We start from the raw sequence: 21,474 nt of genomic DNA on the forward strand, positions 1-21,474 counted from the left end.
CGCGATGCTGCCGGAAGTGCTGGCCCCGGGAACGCCGATGGGGCGGATCACGGAGGAAGCGGCGGCCGAATTCGGCCTGCCGGGCGAGACGATCCTCGTGACCGGCACGACCGACGGCTGTGCCTCGTTCCTGGCGACGGGGGCGGCGGAGATCGGCGACGCGGTGACGGCGCTCGGGAGCACGCTGACGGTGAAGATGTTGTGCGACCGGCCGATCTTTGCGCCGGAATACGGCGTCTACAGCCACCGCTTCGGCGACCGCTGGCTTGCCGGCGGCGCCTCGAACACCGGCGGCAACGTGCTTGCGGCGTTCTTCACGCCCGATGAGCTCGCCGCCCTTTCCCAAAGGATCGATGCGGCTTCCGATAGCGGCCTCGACTATTATCCGCTCTTGAAGAAGGGCGAGCGTTTTCCCGTCAACGACCCGGAGCTTGCGCCGCGGCTCGAACCGCGCCCGGCCGACGACGCGGCTTTCCTGCAGGGGCTTTTCGAGGGCATGGCGGCCGTCGAGGCCCTCGGCTACCGGCGGCTTGCAGAACTGGGCGCGCCGCCCCTTGCCAGCCTGCGCACGGTCGGCGGCGGGGCGCGCAACGCTCAATGGACTGAAATCCGCGCCCGCAGGCTCGCCGTGCCGTTTCGGGACTCACGCTCGGAGGAGACTGCGGCCGGAACCGCCTTCCTGGCGCTCGAAGGCGCGGAAAGGGCAGGGCTGGCATGAACGCGATGGGCGGGCCGGCGACGATCGATCTGAAGGCGCTTTCCGAACGCTTCGACAGCTTCCTTCTCGACCAGTTCGGGGTTCTGCATGACGGGAATGCCGCCTATTCCGGCGCGGTGGAGGCGCTCGCGCACCTCAAGGCGGCCGGCAAGCGGGTGGTTCTTCTGTCCAACTCCGGCAGGCGTGCCGGGCCCAACGAGGAGCGCCTGGAGCGCCTCGGCTTCCCGCGGGAGAGCTGGGACCGGTTGGTGACCTCCGGCGAGGTGGCGTGGCATCTGCTTTCGGGCCACGGGCCGGAAAAGCGCATCCCGCCGGGTTCGCGGTGCCTTTATTTCGCGCGCGACGGGGACCGTACGGCGATCGAGGGGCTCGACCTTCAACTGGTGAGCGACGGAGCGGACGCCGATCTCGTGCTGATCGCCGGCAGTGAGGCGGATCTCCTGACGCTCGACGACTACCATGGGATGCTCGCGCCGGCCGCGGTGAGGGGCGTCCCGTGCATGTGCACCAATCCGGACAAGATCATGCTGACAGCCTCCGGGCCGCGCCCCGGCGCCGGGCGGATCGCGGAGATCTACACAGAGCTCGGCGGAAAGGTGCGGTGGATCGGCAAACCCTTCAAGGACATCTATCAGACCGCGCTCGACGCCCTCGGCAATCCCGATCCGGCGCGCGTGGTCTGCGTGGGCGACAGCGTCGAGCACGACATCGCCGGTGGCCACGGCGCGGGACTTGCCACCGCACTGGTGCGCTCGGGCATCCTGGCGGATCTGCCCGCCGAGGCGGTCTCCGCGCTTTACCGGGAACACGGCGCTGCCCCGGAGTTCGTCCTCCCCGGCTTTTATTGGACCGCCGGCTAAGGCCGGTCCCCGTATTCGGTTTATCCCGTGCTGAGCCCGTCGGGGAAGACGGCATCCTGCCCTCGTGGCTCGGCAGGCTCACCATGAGGGCTGACGTTTGCGCTTTTCCGCCGACCGCGAGGCCGCCTTGCCTTCACCCTCAAGGCATGCTCCGCCCTTGAAGCGCGGTTGTATTTTCGTTGCCGGCCCGTCATCGCCGTGTAACATGAGCGGCCTAACCGCTGCGCGTCGGCGCAACGGAAACTGGGAGAACGACAATGATAAAGGTCAAGCGGCGTGCTTTCATGAAGGGGGCCGCATCCACGGCGGGGCTTGCTCTGGCTGCGCCCTTCATCTCGCGCTCTTATGCACAGGGGACCTCCGGGACGGTCAATATCTTCGCCTGGGCGGGCTACCTGAATGACGAGATGCTGTCAGCCTTCGAGAATGCAACGGGGATCAAGGCCAACTTCACCCCCTACGGCACCAATGACGAGCTTCTGAACCAGCTTCGCGCCAACAACGGTGCCGGATTCGACATCATCTGGCCGACGGTGGACCGCGTGCCCAACTATGTGGAGTTCGGCCTTGTCCAGCCGATCGACACGTCCAAGGTCGACGTCGACAAGTGCCTGCCGAGCGCCTGGAAGAACTCGGAGAACCTGGGCGCGGTGGTCGATGGCGAGCGTTACCAGGTGCCCACCGACTGGGGCACGGAGGCGCTCTCCTTCGACAAGGACCAGGCGCCGTTGGAATACGGCACCGCTTCCTACGGTGATATCTGGAAGCCCGAGATGGAAGGCAAGGCGACGGTGCGCGGCCATTCCGGCCTCGTCGGCATCGGCCTGTGGCTGGAAGGCGAGGGCAAGCTGCCCATGCCCATGGTCGAGGCCTTCAAGTCCGAAGAGAACATGACGAAGATCTACGACGTCATTCTCGAGGAGGCGGTCGCGCGCAAGGCCAACATCGCCCAGTTCTGGAACAACGAGAACGAGGCCCAGGGCGCCTTCCGCGTCAATGGCTGCGCCATCGGCCAGACCTGGGATTCCACGGCCGCCGCGCTTGCCAAGGAAGGGCTGCCGATCGGTTTCGTCGCGCCGAAGGAAGGCGCGCTGACCTGGATGGAAGGCGTGGCCGTCCCCTCGGGTGCGGAGAACATCGATCAGGCCTATGCCTTCATCAACTGGTTCCTGACGCCCGAAGCCGGCGCCATGTACACCAATGCGACCTCGATCAACTCCACAGCCGTCGGCGCCGAGGAACTCATCTCCGACGAGGCGAAAGCCTTCTTTGCCGCCGCCTATCCGGGTGATGCGCTGGAGAAGCTGTGGTGGTGGCCGATCCAGGAGAACTGGTTCGTCGCCAAGCGCAACGAGTACCAGGACCGGTTCCTGTCGGCCTGAGGTGAGGTACCTTCGGAGGGCGGATGGAGGGCTAGATACAGCCGGCGACCCCCTCTCTTGCAAATTCTAAGGACTTGGCTTTGCCAAGCCCAAGAATTTGCTTTCTCCCCCGCCAAGGGGGAGATAGGAACCGGCAATGTCGGCGCCTATCTCTCCCCTTGCGGGAGAGAAAGCGATTTCAATATCTTAGCCGAAGGCTAAGTGTTAGAAATCGCAAGAGAGGGGGCAGGCAGCGAGCGTTCCAAAGTGCTTCATTCCGCCCTCCGTATTCATCGGGCAACAATGTCACATTCGGTCGAACTGCATAACATCGGCATGGTCTTCGGGCGGACACGTGCCGTAAGCGACGTTTCCTTCACCGTCGAAGCCGGCGAGTTTTTCTCGATCCTCGGTCCTTCCGGTTGCGGCAAGACGACGATCCTGCGCGTCGTGGCGGGTTTTCTCCAGCCGAGTGAAGGCAAGGTGCTGATCGGCGGGCGCGACATGGCGGGGCTCGGCCCCGACCAGCGGCCCACCGCCATGATCTTCCAGTCGCTGGCGCTCTTTCCGCTGATGCCGGTCTGGGAGAACATCGCCTTCGGCCTGGAGGCGCGTGGCGTGGGCAAGGCCGAGCGGCGCAGGAAGGTCGGGGAGCTTTTGAAGCTCATCGCACTCGACGGCTATGGTGACCGCATGCCGGGCGAACTTTCCGGCGGTCAGCGCCAGCGGGTGGCGATCGCCCGGGCCCTGGCGGTGGAACCGCAGGTCCTTCTTCTCGACGAGCCGCTGTCGGCACTCGACCTCAAGCTGCGCCAGCACATGCGCAGCGAACTGCGGGCGCTGCAGAAGCGCACCGGGGTGACCTTCATCTACATCACGCATGACCAGTCCGAGGCGCTCGCCATGTCGGACCGTGTGGCGGTGATGAGCGACGGCATCCTGCAGCAGGTCGGCGCCCCGCGCGACCTTTACGACAATCCTGCCACGCCGTTCGTGGCCACCTTCGTCGGCGAGACGAACGTCATTTCCGGCAAGGTCGCGGCCATGGAGAACGGCGTCGCGATCATCGACAGTGCCCTGGGGCCGTTGCGCGGCCGCGCCGGGCCGGGGCTTTCGGCGGGGGACGCGGCGAGGCTCTATGTCCGCCCCGAGGCGCTCACGGCCGGCGGCAATGGCGCCAACCGGCTGATGGCCACCATCGAGCGCATCGACTTCGAGGGTGCCTTCGCGCTCGCCCATGGCACGCTGGAGGACGGCAGCCGGCTCATCGCCTCGATTTCCAGCACCGAGCTCGGTGAGGCGCCGGCCATCGGGACGAAAACCACCTTCGCCTTCCGCGAGGCCAATGCGGTGGTGCTGGCCGATGGCTGAGCTTTTCAGCCGCTTTGGGGGTGCGCTCGGCACCGTGCTCATGGTTCTCGTGGCGGCGTGGCTTGCCGGCATGGTGCTGGCGCCGAACGTGATGATGATCGATTACGCGCTCCGGCCCAACCTTTTGCCGGCCGAGATCGGCGGGCCGCGCGACGTCTATTCGCTCGACAACATCCTCTATCTCGCGAACGAAAGCGTGCACCGGGCGATCTTCTTCAAGACCGTCTGGGCGAGCGCACTCGTTGCGCTGGTCACGCTCCTCGTGTGCTACCCGCTCGCCTATTGGCTGGCGCAGAATGCCACGGCCAACCAGACGGCCATCGTGCTTCTCGCGCTCACCATTCCCTTCTGGATCAACGAGGTGCTGCGTACGCTCGCCTGGTACATTCTGCTCGCCTTTCGCGGGCCGCTGAACGCGCTTCTGCTTTCCTTCGGCATCATCGACGAGCCGGTGCGCTGGTACGGTGACGTGGGCGTGCTGGCCGGCATGACCTACGCCTACATCCTGTTCATGCTCTTCCCCATCTACAACGCCATCGAGTCGCTCGACAAATCCCAGGTGGAAGCCGCCCGCGACCTCGGCGCCTCCGTCTGGCGCACCCATTGGCGGGTCGTCATCCCGCACGCCAAGGCCGGTATCGCCACGGGCTGCGTCTTCACCTTCATGCTGGCCGCCGGCAGCTTCGTGGTGCCGGCGCTGCTGGGCTCCCCCGGCAGCCGCTGGTTCACCGAAATCATCTACAACTGGTTCTTCGAGGGCGGTGACTGGAACCGCGGGGCGGCCTATGCGCTGGTCCTTCTGATCCTGTGCCTGGCTGTGGTGCTTATCGCGCTCAGGATCGCCCGTGTCAGCCTGACGGAGGTGGCCAAGTGAGCGCGGCGGATCGCATCGCCAAGGCGCTGTTCGGCTTCTATGCGGCGGCTTTCTTCGTGTATCTCTTCGCGCCGCTCGCCATCATGTCCGCCGCCACCTTCAACGCGAGCCGTTTCCCCACGATTACGCCCTGGCAGGGCGCGACGCTGCAATGGTTCGATGCGCTGTGGGCCGACGCCGGCATGTGGGAGGCGCTCTGGACGTCCCTCGTCGTTGCCTTCTTCGTCGTGCTGGTCGTCCTGCCGATCGGCACGGCGGCGGCCCTCGTGCTCACCAGCCTGCATGCGCGGGCCCGCAGCTTCATGTATGCCGTCATGGTCTCGCCGCTGCTCACGCCCGGTGTCGTGATCGGCATTTCCACGCTCGTCCTGTGGCGGCAGCTCGGCGTCGGCGGCGGCGTCTTCCTGATCGTCGTGGCGCAGGCGAGCTTCATCATCTGCTACGTCATGCTGATGGTGGCGGCACGTCTTCAGCGCTTCGACCGGACCCAGGAGGAGGCGGCGATCGGACTGGGCGCGACACGGTTCATGGTCTTTCGCCGTGTCATCCTGCCCTTCCTCAGGCCGGCACTCTTTGCCGCCGGCTTCCTGGCCGTCCTGCAATCCATCGAAAACTACAACACCACGCTTTTCGTGCGCGGCTTCGATACACCGCTGACCGTCTATATCGCCACCAAGGTGCGCACGGGCCTCACCCCGGCGGTCAATGCGCTGGCGTTGATCATGATCGCCGTGACCATAGCCGGGGCGGTGGTCTACGAGATCGTCCGCCGACGCTCGCGCGGCGGAACCTGAACGGCAGGTCGCGGCGAAACGCCCTTTCGCCGTGAATGCTGTCGTTGCATTGCTGTGGAGAGGCTTTGTATTCCCGCCTTTGGCGCGCTACAGGTGACGCGGTTGAGGCCTTACGGGCAGCGGCCGGGTTCTCGGGCAGAAATCGGGGAGAGCGCCATTGAGCGAGCCGGAGACGCAGGCGAGTGACGGCACGCCGGCCGATGCGCCGGAGCAGGGCATCTATGGCGAAGACGGCGTGATTTCCGCCAATTTTCTGGCGCATATCGGCGCGGCCATCGCCGATCGCGACACGCTGGCACTCAAGGAGGACGTCGGCCGCCTGCACCAGTCCGAGATCGGCGATCTCCTGGAAGCGCTCATGCCCGAGCAGCGTCGCGCGCTGGTCCAGCTCATGGGCGAGGAGTTCGATTTCACCGCGCTCACGGAGGTCGACGACACCATCCGTCTCGACATCGTCGGCGGCCTTCCGAACGCGCAGATCGCGCAGGCCCTTCAGCAGCTCGATTCCGACGACGCGGTCTATATCCTCGAGGACCTTGCCCAGGAGGACCAGGACGAGATCCTGGCGCAGCTCCCTTTCACGGAGCGCGTGCGGCTGCGCCGCTCGCTCGGCTATCCGGAGGAGACGGCCGGTCGGCGCATGCAGACGGAATTCGTCGCCGTGCCGCCCTTCTGGACGGTGGGGCAGACGATCGACTACATGCGCGAGGATCAGAACCTCCCGGAAACGTTCTCCCAGATCTTCGTCATCGACCCCACTTTCCGCCTCGTCGGCGCCGTCGACCTCGACCGCATCCTGCGGACGCAGCGCGCCGTGAAGATCGAAGACGTCATGCGCGAGACGCGCCACGCCATCCCCGCCACGATGGACCAGGAGGAGGCGGCGCAGATCTTCGAGCAATACGATCTCCTCTCGGCCGCGGTGGTGGACGAGAACGAGCGGCTTGTCGGCGTTCTTACCATCGACGACGTTGTCGACGTCATCACGCAGGAGGCTGAGGAAGACCTAATGCGCATGGGTGGCGTCGGCGACGAGGAGCTGTCCGACACCGTCCTGGCCGCCAGCCGCTCGCGCGTGCCCTGGCTCATGGTCAACCTCGTCACCGCCTTTCTCGCGGCTTCGGTGATCAGCCTGTTCGAAGGTACGATCCAGCAGATCGTGGCGCTTGCCGTGCTCATGCCCATCGTTGCCGGCATGGGCGGCAATGCGGGTTCCCAGACCATGACCGTGACGGTCCGTGCGCTCGCCACCCGCGATCTCGACATCTACAATGCCGGCCGCATCATCCGCCGCGAGATGGGCGTCGGCCTGTTGAACGGCATAATCTTCGCGACCCTGATCGGGCTCATTGCCGGCATATGGTTCGAGAACGTCGACCTCGGCGCGATCATCGCCACGGCGATGATCATCAACATGTTCGTGGCCGCAACGGCGGGCATCTTGATTCCGCTGCTGCTCGACAGGCTGGGGGCGGACCCTGCGGTGGCGTCGTCCGTCTTCCTGACCACCGTCACGGATGTGGTGGGCTTCTTTGCCTTTCTGGGCCTTGCCACCTGGTGGTTCGGCCTGCTGTGACAGGTGCCTGGCGTCCTTTCGGGCGCCGCTGCTTGAACCGCCGATGCGCATCCGCTTTAATCCGTTCCATGATGCTTGCGACCCCAAGCTTGTCCGCGACACCTGCAGAAAAGCCGTCGCCGCGCACCCGGCATGCGGAGCTCCTGCGGCTTTGCGCGCGGATCGGCTATTCGCCTCCGGTTTCCGGCTGAACCGCGCGGCGCTTCTGCCGCATGACTTCAACCGGAGACGTCAAAAACATGAGTTACAGGAACTATTCGCTGTCGCAGCTCCGAGAAATGGACGCGCGGCATCACCTGCACCCCTTTACCGACCACAAGGATCTGCGCGGCGCGGGCACGCGGATCGTCACGCGGGCCGAGGGGCCCTTCGTCTACGACACGGAGGGCAAGGAGATCCTCGACGGCATGGCGGGGCTGTGGTGCGTGAACATCGGCTACGGGCGTCACGAACTGGCCGAGGCCGCCTACGCGCAGATGAAGGAACTGCCCTACTACAATTCCTTTTTCCGCTGCTCCACGCCGTCGCCGGTGCTTCTGGCGCAGAAGCTGGCCGAGATCGCGCCGGCGCATCTCAACCAGGTCTTCTACGGCTCTTCCGGCTCGGAGGCGAACGACACGGCGCTGAGACTGGTACGCCATTACTGGGCGCTCGAAGGGCGGCCGGAGAAAAACCGCATCATCTCGCGCCAATGGGCCTATCACGGCTCGACGATCGCCGGTACCTCGCTGGGCGGCATGGCGGCCATGCACGGCCAGCTTCACGGGGCGGTGCCGAACATCGTTCACGTGATGCCGCCCTACGCGTTCGAGCTCAGGGAGCCGGGCGAGAGCGATCACGATTTCGGTCTGCGCGCGGCCCGGGCCGTGGAGGCGGCTATCCTGGAAGCCGGGGCGGACAATGTCGCGGCCTTCATCGGCGAGCCGGTCATGGGAGCGGGCGGCGTGAAGATTCCGCCGGAGAGCTATTGGCCCGAGGTGGAGCGCATCTGCCGCAAATACGACGTGCTCCTGATGCTGGACGAGGTGATCACCGGCTACGGCCGCACGGGGGCCTGGTTCGCCGCCGAAAGGCTGGGCATCCGGCCCGACACGATCACCACCGCGAAGGCTCTGACATCCGGCTACCAGCCGCTTTCGGCGCTGATCGTCGGGGACCGGATCGCACAAACGCTGGTGGACAAGGGCGGCGAGTTCTTCCACGGCTACACCTATTCCGGCCATCCGGTCGCCTGCGCGGTGGCATTGAAGAACCTGGAAATCATCGAAGGCGAGGGTCTCATCGAGCGTGTGCGCGATGAGACCGGGCCTTATTTCGCCGAAGCTCTGGCGGAAAGCATCGCAGGACATCCCATCGTGGGCGAGGTGCGCAGCTTCGGCCTCATGGGGGCGATCGAGCTCGTGGCCGACAAGGAAACGCGCTGCCGTTTTCCCGGAGAGGGTGCGGCCGGCCTGGCCGTGCGCGACATCGCCATCGAAGGCGGGCTGATGATGCGCGCCGTCGGCGATACGATGATCCTGTCACCACCGCTGATCTGGACGAAGGAGACCATCGACCTGGCGTGCCGGCGGATCGTGGCGGCGCTCGATGCGGCGGAGCCGATCCTGCGCGCTGGATGATCGTGGGAAAAGATAAGAAAACAAGACCACGCTCCGGTGAGCGTGGTCTTCTACGCGTTACGCTTGTACTTCGATACGCCAACGCGAACGGAAGGCGAGCCGCTCCGGTACGCGAGACCCTTTCCGGAGCCGGGGAGGCCTGACGTCCGCCTCGTCTTCCTTTTTAGCGGCACATTGTTACCGGGAGGTTAGCGAGTGCTTACGCTTTCGTTAATTCGCCCGAATTCGGGCAGAATTCAGCCTGTTCGGGCAGGATCTCGCAAATGGGAAAATTCTTTCCCCGCGCCGGCGGCGGAACAGCTCCGTCTTACCGACGCCTGTGCAGGTGCTATTGCTCGGAGGTTTCGTGGGCCTTGGGCCAGTAGGTGCCGATGCACCAGATGTTCCCTTCCGGATCACGGCAGATGAACTCGCGGCTTCCATAGTCGCGGTCGACGGGCTCCTCGAGAATCTCGGCGCCAGCCTTGAGCGCATGCTCGTGCACCACGTCGACGTTTTCCACGGCGATATAGACCGACTTGCCGCCGTTTTCGCCCGGGGCGCCGACCAGCGCGCCGAAGGAATCGTCGGCCGCCTGGCCGAGCATGATGATGGAGGAGCCGAGGGCCAGCTCGGCATGCACGAGCCGGCCGCCATCGGCATGCATGGCATGGATGGAGAAACCGAACGCCTTGACCAGCCAGTCGACCATGGCCGTGGCGTCGCGGTAGCGGAAGGTGGGAAAGACGCGCGGGGCCTGGATCGAGACGAACTTGCTCATGACGGACTCCCTCGGTGATGCCACTGCCGGGAGTACAATGTCGCGAAGCGAAATTCGTTGCGGCTCCCCGACGGGCCTACAACCCCTTTACCATACACGCGAGCATGAGCACCACATAGGCCAGTGTCATGAGCCAGAAGGCTGGTATCGGAAGGGCCGGAAGGATGTTGAACAGCGCAATGATGGCGATGATGGCCACCACCAGGGAGATCAGAAAGACGATTTTCGTCGGTGCGTTGAGTGTCATGGCTTCCTCGCAGGCAGATGTTGCACGCGGAAAACGCTAACGGCCCATCGGGATTATACGCCAATATGCTGATCGCCAGGCACCGGCGCTTACAGTCATGGCTGCAGGATCGTGGAGGGGCGGTCTCCCGGACCGCCTTCGCGCCGGCAATGGCATCTCCCGATAGCAGAAGATGTCAAACATTCGGCAAGATTGATCGTCAAGGCTGACAAGAGGCTTGCAAGGTGAAATGCCCTGGGTGAGTCGTCATGGTCCGTAGCCAGTTGTGGTTGCGGCGCCGGTTTGGCCAGGTTGGTTCAGGGCCTGGGCCGGCGACCACGACTGACTAAGGCCCTGGTTGCAGCAGGAGGGTGGAGATGATGGCTGGGAACATACCGGTGAGGAGCGGCGGCGGCCGCGGGCCGTCCTTGCCCGTTGACGGCGCGCGTGCCGCCGATCTTCTTCTGCTGTTGCGCCTGGTGCTGAACGACGGACCGGTCGACGGGGCGGCGAGGGCGACCCTGCGGCGCGTGGCCGGGAGCGCCTTCGGGCTCGACGAACGGTCTTTCGAGTTGCTCCTGCCGGATATCGAAGTCCATGGCGTGAGGGATACGGCGCGCGCGCACGCCGCCTTCGGCGCCCGACCCAGGGCAGAGCGGCTTTTGCTCGCCCGCAGCCTCAGCATGCTGACCCTGGGGGACAGGATGCTCGTCAAGCATCAGACGCGGTTGCGGGCCCGGCTCGCGGCGCTTCTCGATCTCGAAGAGAACGAGGTGATGCCGGAGGTGTAGCCGGGGCTTATCCCGAGCGGGCGGCGCGTCTGTCGATCGCCCGCTGCAGGTCCGGCGCGGCGTCGACGAGCGCCCGCGCGGCCGTGGTCGCGGGCCGGTTCAGCACACCCTCAGGCGTTCCGCTCTCGACGATCCTGCCCTCGTCCATCACCATGATGCGGTCGCAGACGGCACGTGCCACGGTGAGATCGTGGGTGATGAAGAGGCAGGCCAGACCGCGCTGGCGCTGCAATTCAGCGAAGAGGTCGAGAATCTGTGCCCGGAACGAGACGTCGAGGGCGGACACCGGCTCGTCGGCGACGATGAGGCGCGGGCGGGTGATGATGGCGCGCGCGATGGCGATGCACTGGCGCTGGCCGCCCGAGAACTCGTGCGGGTATTTTTCCATGTCCGACGGCTTGAGCCCCACCTGTTCCAGCGCTTCGGCGACCAACGTGCGCCGCCGTGTGCGTTCGGGCCTTTCATCCAGCAGGTGGAGCGGTTCGGAAACGAGCCGCTCGACGCGGTGACGCGGATCGAAGGAGCCGTAGGGATCCTGGAAGACCACCTGCATGTGGCGCCGCAAGGGACGCAGCGCAGCCTCGTCCTTGTCCTCCATCGTTTCGCCCTCGAAGCGGATGGTGCCGTGCGTCGGTTTCTCGAGCGCCAGGACCATGCGCGCCAGCGTCGACTTTCCGCAGCCCGAGCGGCCCACCAGCGCCACGCATTCACCGCGACCAATCCTGAATGAGACGCCGTCGACGGCACGGAAGGGTCTTTTCCGCCGAAACAGTCCGCCTTGCCGCACCGGATAATCCTTGGTGACGTCCTCGGCACGCAGGAGCGTCCGTTCCTCGGCGGGGGCAGTGTGCCGGGTGCGCTCCGGCACGTGGGTGGACGCTTCGGCAAGGCGTCGGGTGTAGGGATGCTTCAGCGCCGTCAGCGTGTGCACCGTTTCTCCGGACTCCATGATCCGGCCTTGGCGCATGACGCTGACGCGGTCGGCCATTTCGGCCACCACGGCCAGATCGTGCGCTATGAGGAGCAGTCCCATACCGTTCTCCCGCACCAGTGTGCGCAGGAGATCGAGGATCTGCGCCTGCAGGACGACGTCGAGCGCGGTCGTCGGCTCGTCGGCGATCAGGAGCTTCGGTTGCAGGGCACAGGCGATGGCGATGACGACGCGCTGGCGCTGGCCGCCGGACAATTCGTGCGGATAGCGGGTGAGGGGAAAGCGCCGTTCGGGAAGGCCGACACGCTCCAGCATGGCGCGGGCGCGGGCTTCCGCGTCGGCCCGGTTTGCGCCGGTGTGCCAGCGGATGCCTTCCGCCACCTGCTCGCCGATGGTCTTGACAGGATTGAGAGCCGTCATCGGCTCCTGGAAAACCATGCCGATCTTCTTCCCGCGCAGCCTGGACATGGCGGCTTCCGGGGCGTCGAGCAGGTCGATGTCGGCGAAGGTGAGGCGGCCTTCAGGGCGGGCGGCGTCCGGCAGGAGCTTCATCACGGACAGTGCCGTCAGGGACTTGCCCGAGCCCGACTCGCCGACAAGAGCCATCACCTGTCCGCGCTCGACGAACAGGTTCACGCCTTCGAGAATGCGCGTGCCGCCGATGGAAAGGGACAGGTCCTCGATCTCCAGGAGGCTCATCGCACGCGCCTCAGCCTCGGATCGAGGACATCGCGCAGGCCGTCGCCCAGAAGGTTGAGGCCGAGGACGGTGACGACTATGGCAAGTCCCGGGATAAGCGCCAGATGGGGAGCCACGGCCAGGCGCGTCTGCGCGTCGAAAAGCATGCGTCCCCAGGAGGGCATTGGCGGCTGCGCTCCGAGCCCGAGATAAGACAGGCCGGCTTCTGCCAGAATGCCGAGCGCAAACTGAATGGTGCCCTGCACGAGCAGGAGGCTCGCGATGTTGGGCAGGATATGCTCGACGGTGATCAGCACCTTGCCCTTGCCGGCGGCGCGGGCAGCCAGGATGAATTCGCGCGGCCACAGCGCCAGTGCCGCGCCGCGGGCGACGCCGGCGAAAACCGGCACGCTGAAGATGCCGATGGCGATGATGGCGTTGATGGCGCCGGGGCCGAAGACAGCCGTGATCATCACCGCCGAAAGCAGGGAGGGAAAGGCGAAGACCACGTCGTTGGCGCGCATCAGCGCCTCGTCGGCAAAGCCGCCCTTCGCCGCCGCCCAGGCGCCGAGCGGCACGCCGATACCCATGCCGATGCCGACGGCCACCATGGCCACAGCGATCGAATTGCGCGCGCCGATCATGATCATGGAAAGGATGTCGCGGCCCATGTGATCCGTGCCGAAGGGATGGGCGAGCGACAGGCCCTGCAGCCGGTCGGAGACCTGCAGGTCCGTGACGTCGTATGGAGTCCAGAAGAAGGAAATCAGCGCCACCAGTGTGACGGTGACTGTCACCGCGAGGCCCAGGACGAAGGAGCGGTTGGCGAGCGCCCGCGACAGAAGAGGCCGCTCGCGCGGCGGGGCGGCGACGGGATCGAGGCTCATCGGCCCGTCCTCAGGCGCGGATCGGCGGCGGCGTAGCCGATGTCGACCAGCAGGTTGACGAGGATCACCGTCGCCACCAGGAGCATCACCACCCCCTCGACCACGATCAGGTCACGCTGGCTGATGGCCTGGAAGATCAGCCGGCCGAGGCCCGGCAGGTAGAAGACGTTCTCGACGATGATCGTGCCGGCCAGAAGAAAGGAGAATTGCAGGCCGAGAATGGTGATCACCGGGATCAGCGCGTTGCGCAGCGCGTGCCGCCACAGCACCAAGCGCCGCGGCAGCCCCTTGGCCCGGGCGGTGCGGATATAGTCTTCGCCGAGCACCTCCAGCATGGCCGAGCGCGTGACGCGCGACAGGATCGCCGCTTGCGGAAGCGCCAGCGCGACGGCCGGCAGGACGAGCGCCTTGAGCGCCGGCCACGGTTCGCCCCAGCCCGGAAAGCCGCCTGACGGCAAAAGCCGCAGGCCGACGGCGAAGACATAGACCAGAAGCAGGGCGAACCAGAAGTTCGGCACCGCCACGCCGACCTGCGCCAGGCCCATCGTGACCGTGTCGGACGGCCGTCCCCGTCGGGCGGCGGCGAAGATGCCGACCGGAAGGGCAATGGCCGTGGAAAGGGCGAGCGCGATGAGCGCCAGGGGCAGGGAAACGGCCACCCGCTCGGCGATAAGTGCGACGACGGGCGAGGAATAGGTGTAGGAGCGGCCGAAATCGCCCGTTGCCATGCCGGCGATCCAGGAGAGGTAGCGCAGGGCCACCGGGCGGTCGAGGCCCATCTGGCTGCGCAGTGCCTCCAGCGCTTCGGGGCTTGCGTTCATGCCCAGCATGATGCGCGCCGGATCGCCGGGAAGGATTTCCAGGGCGCCGAAGACGACGAGCGAGGCGACGAGGAGGGTGAGGACGCCGACGGTCAAACGCTTGATGACATAAGCGGTCATGGGCGGTCTCGTGGTCTTCGCGCGCGGAAATGGCGGCACCCATTCGAATTCACCGCCCTGGGCCTGTCGAAGGGCGGAGGAGCCGACGTGGAGTGCACGCCTTGCCGAACTCTCAGTCCGTCCACCGCACTTGCGTCAGGTCGTTGGCCTGGATGGGCATGTTCTCCCAAAGGCCTTCCAGCCGCGCATCCCACACCCCGACCTTCGGAAGCTGGAACAGAAATCCGTTCACCGCGTCCTCGGCGATGATGCGCTGCGCCTGGCCGTAAAGCGCCTTGCGCTCTTCCGGATCGGCGGTTCTCTCGAGTTCCTCCATCACGGCGTCGAAGGCGGGGTTGTCGTAGTTGAAGTAGTAGTCGTCGCGCGCGTAGATGTTGATGTCGTTGGGCTCGGTGTGGGAGATGATGGTCAGGTCGTAGTCCTTGTTGGTGAAGACCTGTTCGAGCCATTGTGCCCATTCCACCGGGACGATCTCCAGATCGATGCCGACGGCACGCAACTGCGAGGCGACGATCTCGCCGGCCTGGCGCGCATAGGGCGGTGGCGGCAGCTTCAGCGTGGCGGTGAAGCCGTCCGGATAGCCCGCCTCGGTGAGCAGCGCCTTCGCTTTCTCGACGTCGTGGGGATAGGTATCGGTGAGGTCCAGATAGGCCTCGTTCGCCGGTGAGAAATGCGAGCCGATGGGCACGCCGTTGCCCGATGTGGCGCCGAGGATGATATCGTCGCGGTCGAGCGCGTGGGCGATGGCCTGGCGTACCTTCAACTGATCGAACGGTTTTTTGCCGTTGTTGGTGGCCAGGATCGTCTCGCCCTCCGTCACGCCGATCACCACCTCGAAGCGGGGATCGGCCTCGAACTGGGGCAGCGCGTCGCCGGCCTGCAGGTTGGGAAAGGCGTGAACGTCGCCGGAAAGGAGCGCCGGCACGGCCGCGGCCGCGTCGGGGATGAAGCGGAATTCAGCCTTCTCAAGAGCCGCGGGCTCGCCCCAGTAGTCCGGGTTTTTCACGAGGGTGACGGAGGCGCCCCTGGCCCAGTCGTCGAACATGAACGGGCCGGTACCGACCGGGTGCTCCTTGTTCGTCGCGGCCGATTCGGGGGCCACGATCACCGCGTCGCCCCATCCCATATTGTTGAGGAAGGAGCCTTGCGGATGCTTGAGCCGCACCTTCACGGTCGTCGGGTCGACGGCTTCCACCGCGGCGATGGCGGAAAAGAGCACCTTTTGCGCATTGGTCGAGTCCTCGGCCATGGCGCGTTCGAGCGAGAATTTCACGTCGTCGGCATTGAAGGCCGTGCCGTCGTGGAAGGTCACGCCTTTTTGCAGGGTGAACGTGTATGTCGTCCCGTCGTCGGAGATCTCCCAACTCTCGGCAAGAGCGGGCCGCACCTGGCCATCGGGGCCGATGCGCGTGAGGCCCTCGAACACGTTGGCGTAGACGATCTCATCGATGGCGGCGGCCGCGCCGGCGGTGGGGTCGAGATGCGGCGGCTCCAGGACCACACCGAGAACGATGTCGCCGCGCGCGCCCAAGGAGGCCGAGCCGGAGGCCAGCAGCAACGCTGCCGCACCGAGCATCGTGGCGAATCTCTTCATCTCCGTCTCCCTGATTCCCATGCGCATGACGCGCTTCGATTGAAGCGCGAAACAGGCGGTGAGTAAATCGCCCGCCGGGCGCTTTGTCCCGGCGACACCCGACCGGCGTCAGCGCCGCCGCTTGCCGCGGATATCCCAGCGCTTGTGGAACCACATCCATTGCCCGGGGTCGGCGCGCACCCATTCCTCCACCACGTCGTTCAGCTGCTGGGCCATGCGCTCGATGTCCACGCCGCCGCCCTCATCGCGCGGCAGCACGAGCTTTTCGCCGACCATCAGCCGGAAACGCCCGCCGGGCAGACGGATGCAATGGGCGGGATAGACATCGCAATCGTATTGCCGGGCGAGCTTGGGCACGAGCGGGCTGGTGTTGCATTCGCGGCCGAAGAAGCGCGTGCGCACGCCACGCATGAACTTCTGGTCCACCAGCGCGCCGATATTACCGCCTTCTTCCAGGATGCGGGCAAGCTGCAATGCCGCGCCCGCGCGCGAGGGGACGAGCCTGCCCATCGCCGTGCGGCGGGTGCGGTGGATGTAGTCGGCAATGTAGGGATTGTTGGGCGGGCGGAAGAGGGAACTCACGTCGAGGCCGAAGGTGGCCGCGGCGATCGGCAAGAATTCGAAATTGCCGATATGGGCGGTGAAGAAGATGTGCGGCCGGTCCTCGGCGCGCACGCGCTTGAAGATCTCTATGCCCTCGACCTCGACACGGCCGGGCTCGGCCGCTTCGGGATCGAAGTCGAACAGCTTGTCGAGAAAGACGTACTCGACCGCCAGCCGCGCCATGTTGGCCCACATGTCGGAGGCGATCGCTTCGATCTCGGCGTCGGATTTCTCCGGATAGGCCTTGCGCAGATTGTCGAGCGCCACGCGGTGGCGGCCGAACAACGGGCCGATCCTGCGGGCGACGCGCTCGGCGAAATTCAGCGCCTTGTCGGGTGGCAGGCGGCGCAGAAGGGCGAGGGCGGCAAGCGAGACCTGCGCCGTCAGCCAGTGCTCGGCGGTCTTGAGGCTGCGGCCGAGTTTGCGGAGGAGGGGCTTCATTTTGTGGCAGGGCGCGGCGGGGTGGTGCGAATGAGTGCTGCCGCGGGGCCCCCTCTCTTGTGATTTCTAAGGCTTAGCTTCGCTAAACCTAAGAAATCGCTTTCTCCCCCGCCAAGGGGGAGATAGGTGCGCTGCACCATCGCCTTAGCCATTATCCGATGTTGGCGATTGGCGGAGAGGCCGATGCCGGCGCTATCTCCCCCTTGGCGGGGGAGAAAGCAAATTCTTGGGCTTGAGCGAATGCTCAAGTCCTTAGAATTTGCAAGAGAGGGGGCCGGCGGCGAAATCATATACGCAATCTCGGACCTAACCGACGCGCAAAATGATCTTGCCGAAGACGTCGCGGCCTTCCATGCGGGCGAGCGCGGTGTCGATCTCCTCGAAGCCGACCTCGGTGTCGATCACCGGTGTGACGATTCCCGCGGCCATCTTCTGCATGGCGTCGGCCATGTTTTCCATGCGGCAGCCGAAGGAACCGAGGATCTTGAGCTGCTGCTGGAAGAGCTGCATCAGGTTCATGTTCGTCGATACACCGGAGGTGGAGCCGCAGGTGACCAGGCGGCCGCCGCGCTTCAGGCAGAGCATGGAGCCGGCCCAGGTATCGGCGCCCACGTGCTCGAAAACGACGTCGACGCCGCGCTTCCTGGTGATCTTGCGCACCGCACCCTCGAAACGGTCCTCGCGATAGTTGATCACATGGTCGGCGCCCAGTGCCCGGGCTCTCTCGACCTTTTCATCCGAGCCGACTGTCGTGAGGACCGTACAGCCCATGCGCTTGGCGAGTTGGATCGCCGCGGAGCCGATCCCCGAGCCGCCGGCATGGACGAGAATGGTTTCGCCGGGTTCGAGCCTGGCATTGTCGAACAGCATGTGCTCGACCGTGCCGAAGGTGACCGGCGTAACGGCGGCGCCGATATCGTCGACGCCGGGCGGGGCGGGGACCAGGAGGCGGGCCGGCAGGTTGATCTTCTCCTGCGCGAAGCCGTCGAGATGGAAGCCGTGAACGCCGCCGACATGCTCACACAGATTGTCGCGGCCCTCGCGGCAGGGGCGGCAGAGCCCGCAGGTGCGCGCGCCGTAGATGGAAACGAGCTGGCCGGGCGCAAGGCCGCTCACGCCGGGACCGACGGCATCCACCACGCCGCTCGCCTCGGCGCCGACGACCAGCGGCAGCTTGCGCTTGGCAAAGGCCATGCCGCGCCAGCCCCACACGTCGATATGGTTGAGCGCGACGGCGGAAATGCGAACGGTCACCTCGCCCTGTGCCGGCGGGGGCGGGGGCGGGATATCGGTGATCTCGAGCTTGCGGTCGGCGATGAGTTGCAATGCGCGCATGGAGAAAGGTCTCGTGCTGGAACGCTGGAGCGTTTTATGGTCCGCAGGAATCGGGGCGTGGTCCGGCATCCCGCCCTCGTCCTTCGACAGGCTCAGGATGAGGGCTCACATTCGCGCCTGTCCATCTCAGGTGGACGTGCCGCTAACCTCGCCTTGCCTACATCCTCATCCTGTCGAAGGGCGAGGGTGGAGGCACGCACAACATACCAATTCCCAACAGTCGCGACGGCTTAGCCCGCTTCGCGTGCCATGACAAGGCAGGTGTTCTGCCCGCCGAAGCCGAAGGAGTTGGACAGGACCGTTGCAACGTCGGCCTCGCGCTTCGCGTTCGGCACCACGTCGAGCTCGATCGACGGGTCCGGCACATCGTAGTTGATGGTGGGCGGGATAACGCCGTCGCGCATGGTGAGCAGCGAGAAGACCGCCTCCACCGCACCGGCCGCCGACAGGGTGTGGCCGATCATCGATTTGTTGGAGGAGATCGGGAGGGTGGGCATGCGTTCGCCGAAGACGGCCGAGAGCGACATATGCTCCATCTTGTCGTTTTCCGGCGTCGAGGTGCCATGGGCGTTGATATAGGCGATCTCGTCGGCCTGCATGCCTGCATCGGAAAGGGCGGCCACGACAGCCGCGGTGGCGGGCGAACCGTCGGGCTTCGAGCGCGTGCGGTGGAAGTCGTCCGCCTTCTCGCCGCAGCCGCGGACGACACCGAGCACCTCGGCGCCGCGGGCAAGCGCGCTTTCCAGCGATTCCAGCACGAGGGCGCCTGAACCTTCGGCGAGCACGAAGCCGCTGCGGTCCTTGGAGAAGGGCTTCGAGGCCTTTTCCGGCACCTCGTCTTGGGTGGTGAGCGCCGAAAGGAGCGAGAAACGGATAAGCGCTTCGGCCGTGGCCGAGCCGTCCGTGCCGATGGAAAGCGCCCGGTCGCATTCGCCGCGGCGGATCGCCTCCACGCCGAGCTGGATGGCCGTGGCGCCGGAGGCGCAAGCGGTGGAAAGCGTGACGGGCAGGCCGCGCGTGCCGTATTTGTCCGACAGCCGGTCGGCGATGGTGGCGAACTGGCTCTCGTCGAAAAGCGCCGTCTCGTTGGCCTTGCGCGCCGCCTCGATCAGACTGCGCCAGTCGCCGGAGCGCTCCGATTGCGCGTAGAGCCGGAGGCGGTGGTGCCAGTCGAGCTCGACCGGGGGAGCCGCGAGGAACAGAGGACCGCCGAAATCGGCTGCCGGCAGGCCCGCCTCGCCGATGGCTTCTTCGGCCGCGATATCCGCCAGCGCGAAGGTGAGTGGGCTTGACCCGCGCGTGCTTTCGGGCAGGAAGTCGACCATGCCGGAAATCGTGGTTGCGAGATGATCGCTGGGAAAGCGGGTGATGCGGTGAATGCCGGACCGTCCGCCGGTCAGCGCTTCCCAATTATCGCGCTTGCCCTGGCCGAGCGAGGTGACCACGCCCATGCCGGTGACGGCGACAAGCGGTCTTCCGAAGCTGTCCGTCGTCTTCACGTCTCTGCCTTTCTCGCTCAGGGCTGGAGCACCAGCCCCATGCCCTCAAAGCAGTTGTAGCCGACCGCCGTTGCCAGCACGGCTGAAGGCCTGGGCTCGTAGGTTTTCTCGTTCTCCGCGTCGAAGGAAGGGTAGGCCCGTCCGTGATGGACCGCGAGCGCGGAGAGCGCCACGGCGAAGGGAAACTGAGCTTCCTTCAAATGCCCGGTCAGGGAGGAGAAACCGCGTGGCACGAGATTGCCGTGGGCGTCCAGAACGGCCTTTTCCGCCCGGCTAGCCGCATGTGCCCCGGAGGCGCCGGAGATGGCGAGCATCGGAGCATCGTCGCCGCCAAGGCCGCTCAGCATGGTTTCGAGCGTTTCCCGGAGGGCCTCGCCCCTGCGCTGTGCGCGGCCGGAGACGACCGGGCCGATCGCGGCGTAGGGCTTCCTGCCGCGCTTTTCGGCATGTGCCCGCGATTCCAGCACCAGGAAGGCGGCGCCCGAGCCGGTGATGACGCCGCCGTCGTCCGGCCGCCGCTGCCAGACCGGCGACCAGCCGCCACGCTGCAGGAAGCCGCCGAGTTCATAGGCCAGAAGCATGTCGGGATGCTCGGTCTGGAAGGAGGCGCCCACCAGGAGATGACTCGACTGGCCGGAACGGATGCGCGCGGCCGCCGTCTCGATTGCCGCCACGCCGGCGCCTTCCTCGCCCATGAAGGTGCGCGAGGAGCCGGTGACCTTGTGAACGATGGAGATGTTGCCGGCCAGTAGATTGGAAAGCTGCGCCAGGAAGAGCGTCGGCCTGAGCTCGGTGGTCAGCTTCTCGTTCAGGAGGATGTCATGGTCGTTGCGCGTCAGCGAGGCGTCCAGAATGGCCTGGTCGACCTCCACGTCGCGCTCGCCGCCTCCGGCCGCCACCACCATGTCCATGGCGGCACACAGTTCCAGGTCTTCCTTCAGGCCGGCATCCTCGAGCGCCAGCCCGGCCGTGTAGGTGCCGAGGCGCTGCCAGGTTTCCATCTGGCGCTGGTCGCCGCGCTTCGGGATCTGCGTGCTCCAGTCGATCTCCGGCAGCGGGTGGACGGTGTAGGGAGCGAAGCGCTCCTCGTCGAGAACCGGGGAAGGCGTGCCCGTCGTCAGTGCGCGCCAGTGCGTGTCCGCACCCACGCCCAGCGACGAAACGATGCCGAGACCAGTGATGACGACGTCCTTCGGGTCCATATCGCCTCGCTGCCGCCGGACCGGTGCTCAGGCCGCCTTGGCGGCGATCAGGCCGTCAATCTTGGCGCACAGGTTCTTCATGACGAAATATTCCTCGGCCGGGACCTTTCCGTCGTTGACCTCCTGGGTCCACTGCTCCAGCGGCACCTTGATGCCGAATTCCTTGTCGATCGCGAAAACGATGTCCAGGAAATCCAGGCTGTCGATGCCGAGGTCGTCGATCGTGTGGCTGTCCGGGGTAATCTTGTCGCGCTCGACCTCGCTCGTTTCGGCGATGATCTCGGCAACCTTGTCGAATGTTGTCGTCACTGCGGTTCCCTCGAAGGTGGGGATTCGGTTCTTGTCGGATGGTCGGCTGTCTAATCGGTTTTTCGCGGCAGGAAAAGGGCGAAGCAAGACATGCCCGGTGCAAA

Annotated in this window: 20 protein-coding genes; 9 read left to right on the forward strand and 11 right to left on the reverse strand. The window is 65.8% G+C overall.

From position 1 onward, the window contains the following. The 8 genes from ACFP9U_RS12130 to ACFP9U_RS12165 all read left to right on the forward strand — a co-directional run. Window positions 1-718: FGGY-family carbohydrate kinase (locus ACFP9U_RS12130; protein WP_378621708.1), on the forward strand; the 718-nt coding region annotated here is incomplete at its 5' end. Continuing rightward, the gene (locus ACFP9U_RS12135; protein ID WP_378621710.1) at window positions 715-1,578 is read left to right on the forward strand and encodes a TIGR01459 family HAD-type hydrolase; all 864 of its coding nucleotides are present in this window, start codon (window positions 715-717) and stop codon (window positions 1,576-1,578) included. The genes ACFP9U_RS12130 and ACFP9U_RS12135, both read left to right, overlap by 4 nt. A 257-nt stretch (window positions 1,579-1,835) precedes the next feature. Continuing rightward, a complete protein-coding gene (locus ACFP9U_RS12140; RefSeq protein ID WP_378621711.1) occupies window positions 1,836-2,960 on the forward strand; it encodes an extracellular solute-binding protein in 1,125 nt (374 codons plus the stop codon). A 282-nt stretch (window positions 2,961-3,242) separates the two neighbouring features. Beyond that, window positions 3,243-4,310: an ABC transporter ATP-binding protein gene (locus ACFP9U_RS12145; RefSeq protein ID WP_378621713.1), complete on the forward strand. Its 1,068-nt coding sequence runs from the start codon at window positions 3,243-3,245 to the stop codon at window positions 4,308-4,310. Next, on the forward strand, window positions 4,303-5,184 hold the full coding sequence (locus ACFP9U_RS12150; RefSeq protein ID WP_378621715.1) for an ABC transporter permease: 882 nt from the start codon (window positions 4,303-4,305) through the stop codon (window positions 5,182-5,184). The genes ACFP9U_RS12145 and ACFP9U_RS12150 overlap by 8 nt, the downstream gene beginning before the upstream one ends. Continuing rightward, on the forward strand, window positions 5,181-5,978 hold the full coding sequence (locus ACFP9U_RS12155; RefSeq protein ID WP_378621716.1) for an ABC transporter permease: 798 nt from the start codon (window positions 5,181-5,183) through the stop codon (window positions 5,976-5,978). Before ACFP9U_RS12150 ends, ACFP9U_RS12155 begins: the two co-directional genes overlap by 4 nt. Before the next feature lie 157 nt (window positions 5,979-6,135). Further along, window positions 6,136-7,554 carry a magnesium transporter gene (gene mgtE / locus ACFP9U_RS12160; protein ID WP_378621718.1) on the forward strand — a complete coding sequence of 473 codons (1,419 nt, stop codon included), beginning with the start codon at window positions 6,136-6,138 and terminating at the stop codon, window positions 7,552-7,554. Window positions 7,555-7,793: 239 nt separating this feature from the next. Continuing rightward, window positions 7,794-9,173, forward strand: a complete 1,380-nt coding sequence (locus tag ACFP9U_RS12165) for an aspartate aminotransferase family protein (RefSeq protein ID WP_378621720.1) — start codon at window positions 7,794-7,796, stop codon at window positions 9,171-9,173. Window positions 9,174-9,501: 328 nt separating this feature from the next. On the opposite strand, the gene ACFP9U_RS12170 is transcribed toward ACFP9U_RS12165, so the two are convergent. Together ACFP9U_RS12170 and ACFP9U_RS12175 are read right to left on the reverse strand one after the other, a co-directional pair. Continuing rightward, entirely contained in the window at window positions 9,502-9,933 is a 432-nt protein-coding gene (locus tag ACFP9U_RS12170; protein ID WP_378621721.1) for a VOC family protein, read from the reverse strand. Between the two features lie 76 nt (window positions 9,934-10,009). Further along, window positions 10,010-10,180 (reverse strand): hypothetical protein, encoded by a 171-nt coding sequence (locus ACFP9U_RS12175; protein ID WP_378621723.1) that lies wholly within the window; start codon window positions 10,178-10,180, stop codon window positions 10,010-10,012. A gap of 356 nt (window positions 10,181-10,536) precedes the next feature. Here ACFP9U_RS12175 and ACFP9U_RS12180 point away from each other — a divergent pair, with 356 nt between their 5' ends. Beyond that, window positions 10,537-10,950, forward strand: a complete 414-nt coding sequence (locus ACFP9U_RS12180; protein ID WP_378621724.1) for a hypothetical protein — start codon at window positions 10,537-10,539, stop codon at window positions 10,948-10,950. A gap of 7 nt (window positions 10,951-10,957) precedes the next feature. On the opposite strand, the gene ACFP9U_RS12185 is transcribed toward ACFP9U_RS12180, so the two are convergent. The 9 genes from ACFP9U_RS12185 to ACFP9U_RS12225 form a co-directional block, all read right to left on the reverse strand. Then, window positions 10,958-12,580 carry an ABC transporter ATP-binding protein gene (locus tag ACFP9U_RS12185; RefSeq protein ID WP_378621726.1) on the reverse strand — a complete coding sequence of 541 codons (1,623 nt, stop codon included), beginning with the start codon at window positions 12,578-12,580 and terminating at the stop codon, window positions 10,958-10,960. Beyond that, window positions 12,577-13,446, reverse strand: coding sequence for an ABC transporter permease (locus ACFP9U_RS12190; RefSeq protein WP_378621728.1), 870 nt, complete (start codon window positions 13,444-13,446; stop codon window positions 12,577-12,579). The genes ACFP9U_RS12185 and ACFP9U_RS12190 overlap by 4 nt, the downstream gene beginning before the upstream one ends. Next, window positions 13,443-14,387, reverse strand: a complete 945-nt coding sequence (locus ACFP9U_RS12195) for an ABC transporter permease (RefSeq protein ID WP_378621729.1) — start codon at window positions 14,385-14,387, stop codon at window positions 13,443-13,445. Before ACFP9U_RS12195 ends, ACFP9U_RS12190 begins: the two co-directional genes overlap by 4 nt. Before the next feature lie 112 nt (window positions 14,388-14,499). Beyond that, window positions 14,500-15,981 carry an ABC transporter substrate-binding protein gene (locus ACFP9U_RS12200; protein WP_378621731.1) on the reverse strand — a complete coding sequence of 494 codons (1,482 nt, stop codon included), beginning with the start codon at window positions 15,979-15,981 and terminating at the stop codon, window positions 14,500-14,502. A gap of 108 nt (window positions 15,982-16,089) precedes the next feature. After that, window positions 16,090-17,025: a lipid A biosynthesis lauroyl acyltransferase gene (locus ACFP9U_RS12205; protein ID WP_378621733.1), complete on the reverse strand. Its 936-nt coding sequence runs from the start codon at window positions 17,023-17,025 to the stop codon at window positions 16,090-16,092. A gap of 306 nt (window positions 17,026-17,331) precedes the next feature. Then, entirely contained in the window at window positions 17,332-18,360 is a 1,029-nt protein-coding gene (locus ACFP9U_RS12210) for a zinc-binding dehydrogenase (RefSeq protein WP_378621734.1), read from the reverse strand. A 230-nt stretch (window positions 18,361-18,590) separates the two neighbouring features. After that, on the reverse strand, window positions 18,591-19,811 hold the full coding sequence (locus tag ACFP9U_RS12215; protein ID WP_378621747.1) for a beta-ketoacyl-ACP synthase: 1,221 nt from the start codon (window positions 19,809-19,811) through the stop codon (window positions 18,591-18,593). 65 nt (window positions 19,812-19,876) lie between these two features. Then, window positions 19,877-21,061 carry a beta-ketoacyl-ACP synthase gene (locus ACFP9U_RS12220; RefSeq protein ID WP_378621736.1) on the reverse strand — a complete coding sequence of 395 codons (1,185 nt, stop codon included), beginning with the start codon at window positions 21,059-21,061 and terminating at the stop codon, window positions 19,877-19,879. A gap of 27 nt (window positions 21,062-21,088) precedes the next feature. Beyond that, a complete protein-coding gene (locus tag ACFP9U_RS12225; RefSeq protein ID WP_322452092.1) occupies window positions 21,089-21,370 on the reverse strand; it encodes an acyl carrier protein in 282 nt (93 codons plus the stop codon). Window positions 21,371-21,474: the final 104 nt, after the last annotated feature.

Origin of the sequence: Nitratireductor sp. GCM10026969 (genome assembly GCF_042660605.1) — a bacterium.
Lineage (GTDB): Bacteria > Pseudomonadota > Alphaproteobacteria > Rhizobiales > Rhizobiaceae > Chelativorans.

What these genes read in the sequence shown, in the direction of transcription:
- ACFP9U_RS12135 (WP_378621710.1), top strand. Translation starts at nt 715, where the DNA reads ATGAACGCGATGGGCGGGCCGGCGACGATCGATCTGAAGGCGCTTTCC.
- ACFP9U_RS12140 (WP_378621711.1), top strand. Translation starts at nt 1,836, where the DNA reads ATGATAAAGGTCAAGCGGCGTGCTTTCATGAAGGGGGCCGCATCCACG.
- ACFP9U_RS12145 (WP_378621713.1), top strand. Translation starts at nt 3,243, where the DNA reads ATGTCACATTCGGTCGAACTGCATAACATCGGCATGGTCTTCGGGCGG.
- ACFP9U_RS12150 (WP_378621715.1), top strand. Translation starts at nt 4,303, where the DNA reads ATGGCTGAGCTTTTCAGCCGCTTTGGGGGTGCGCTCGGCACCGTGCTC.
- ACFP9U_RS12165 (WP_378621720.1), top strand. Translation starts at nt 7,794, where the DNA reads ATGAGTTACAGGAACTATTCGCTGTCGCAGCTCCGAGAAATGGACGCG.
- ACFP9U_RS12170 (WP_378621721.1), bottom strand. Translation starts at nt 9,933, where the DNA reads ATGAGCAAGTTCGTCTCGATCCAGGCCCCGCGCGTCTTTCCCACCTTC.
- ACFP9U_RS12175 (WP_378621723.1), bottom strand. Translation starts at nt 10,180, where the DNA reads ATGACACTCAACGCACCGACGAAAATCGTCTTTCTGATCTCCCTGGTG.
- ACFP9U_RS12180 (WP_378621724.1), top strand. Translation starts at nt 10,537, where the DNA reads ATGATGGCTGGGAACATACCGGTGAGGAGCGGCGGCGGCCGCGGGCCG.
- ACFP9U_RS12185 (WP_378621726.1), bottom strand. Translation starts at nt 12,580, where the DNA reads ATGAGCCTCCTGGAGATCGAGGACCTGTCCCTTTCCATCGGCGGCACG.
- ACFP9U_RS12190 (WP_378621728.1), bottom strand. Translation starts at nt 13,446, where the DNA reads ATGAGCCTCGATCCCGTCGCCGCCCCGCCGCGCGAGCGGCCTCTTCTG.
- ACFP9U_RS12195 (WP_378621729.1), bottom strand. Translation starts at nt 14,387, where the DNA reads ATGACCGCTTATGTCATCAAGCGTTTGACCGTCGGCGTCCTCACCCTC.
- ACFP9U_RS12200 (WP_378621731.1), bottom strand. Translation starts at nt 15,981, where the DNA reads ATGAAGAGATTCGCCACGATGCTCGGTGCGGCAGCGTTGCTGCTGGCC.
- ACFP9U_RS12205 (WP_378621733.1), bottom strand. Translation starts at nt 17,025, where the DNA reads ATGAAGCCCCTCCTCCGCAAACTCGGCCGCAGCCTCAAGACCGCCGAG.
- ACFP9U_RS12210 (WP_378621734.1), bottom strand. Translation starts at nt 18,360, where the DNA reads ATGCGCGCATTGCAACTCATCGCCGACCGCAAGCTCGAGATCACCGAT.
- ACFP9U_RS12215 (WP_378621747.1), bottom strand. Translation starts at nt 19,811, where the DNA reads ATGGGCGTGGTCACCTCGCTCGGCCAGGGCAAGCGCGATAATTGGGAA.
- ACFP9U_RS12220 (WP_378621736.1), bottom strand. Translation starts at nt 21,061, where the DNA reads ATGGACCCGAAGGACGTCGTCATCACTGGTCTCGGCATCGTTTCGTCG.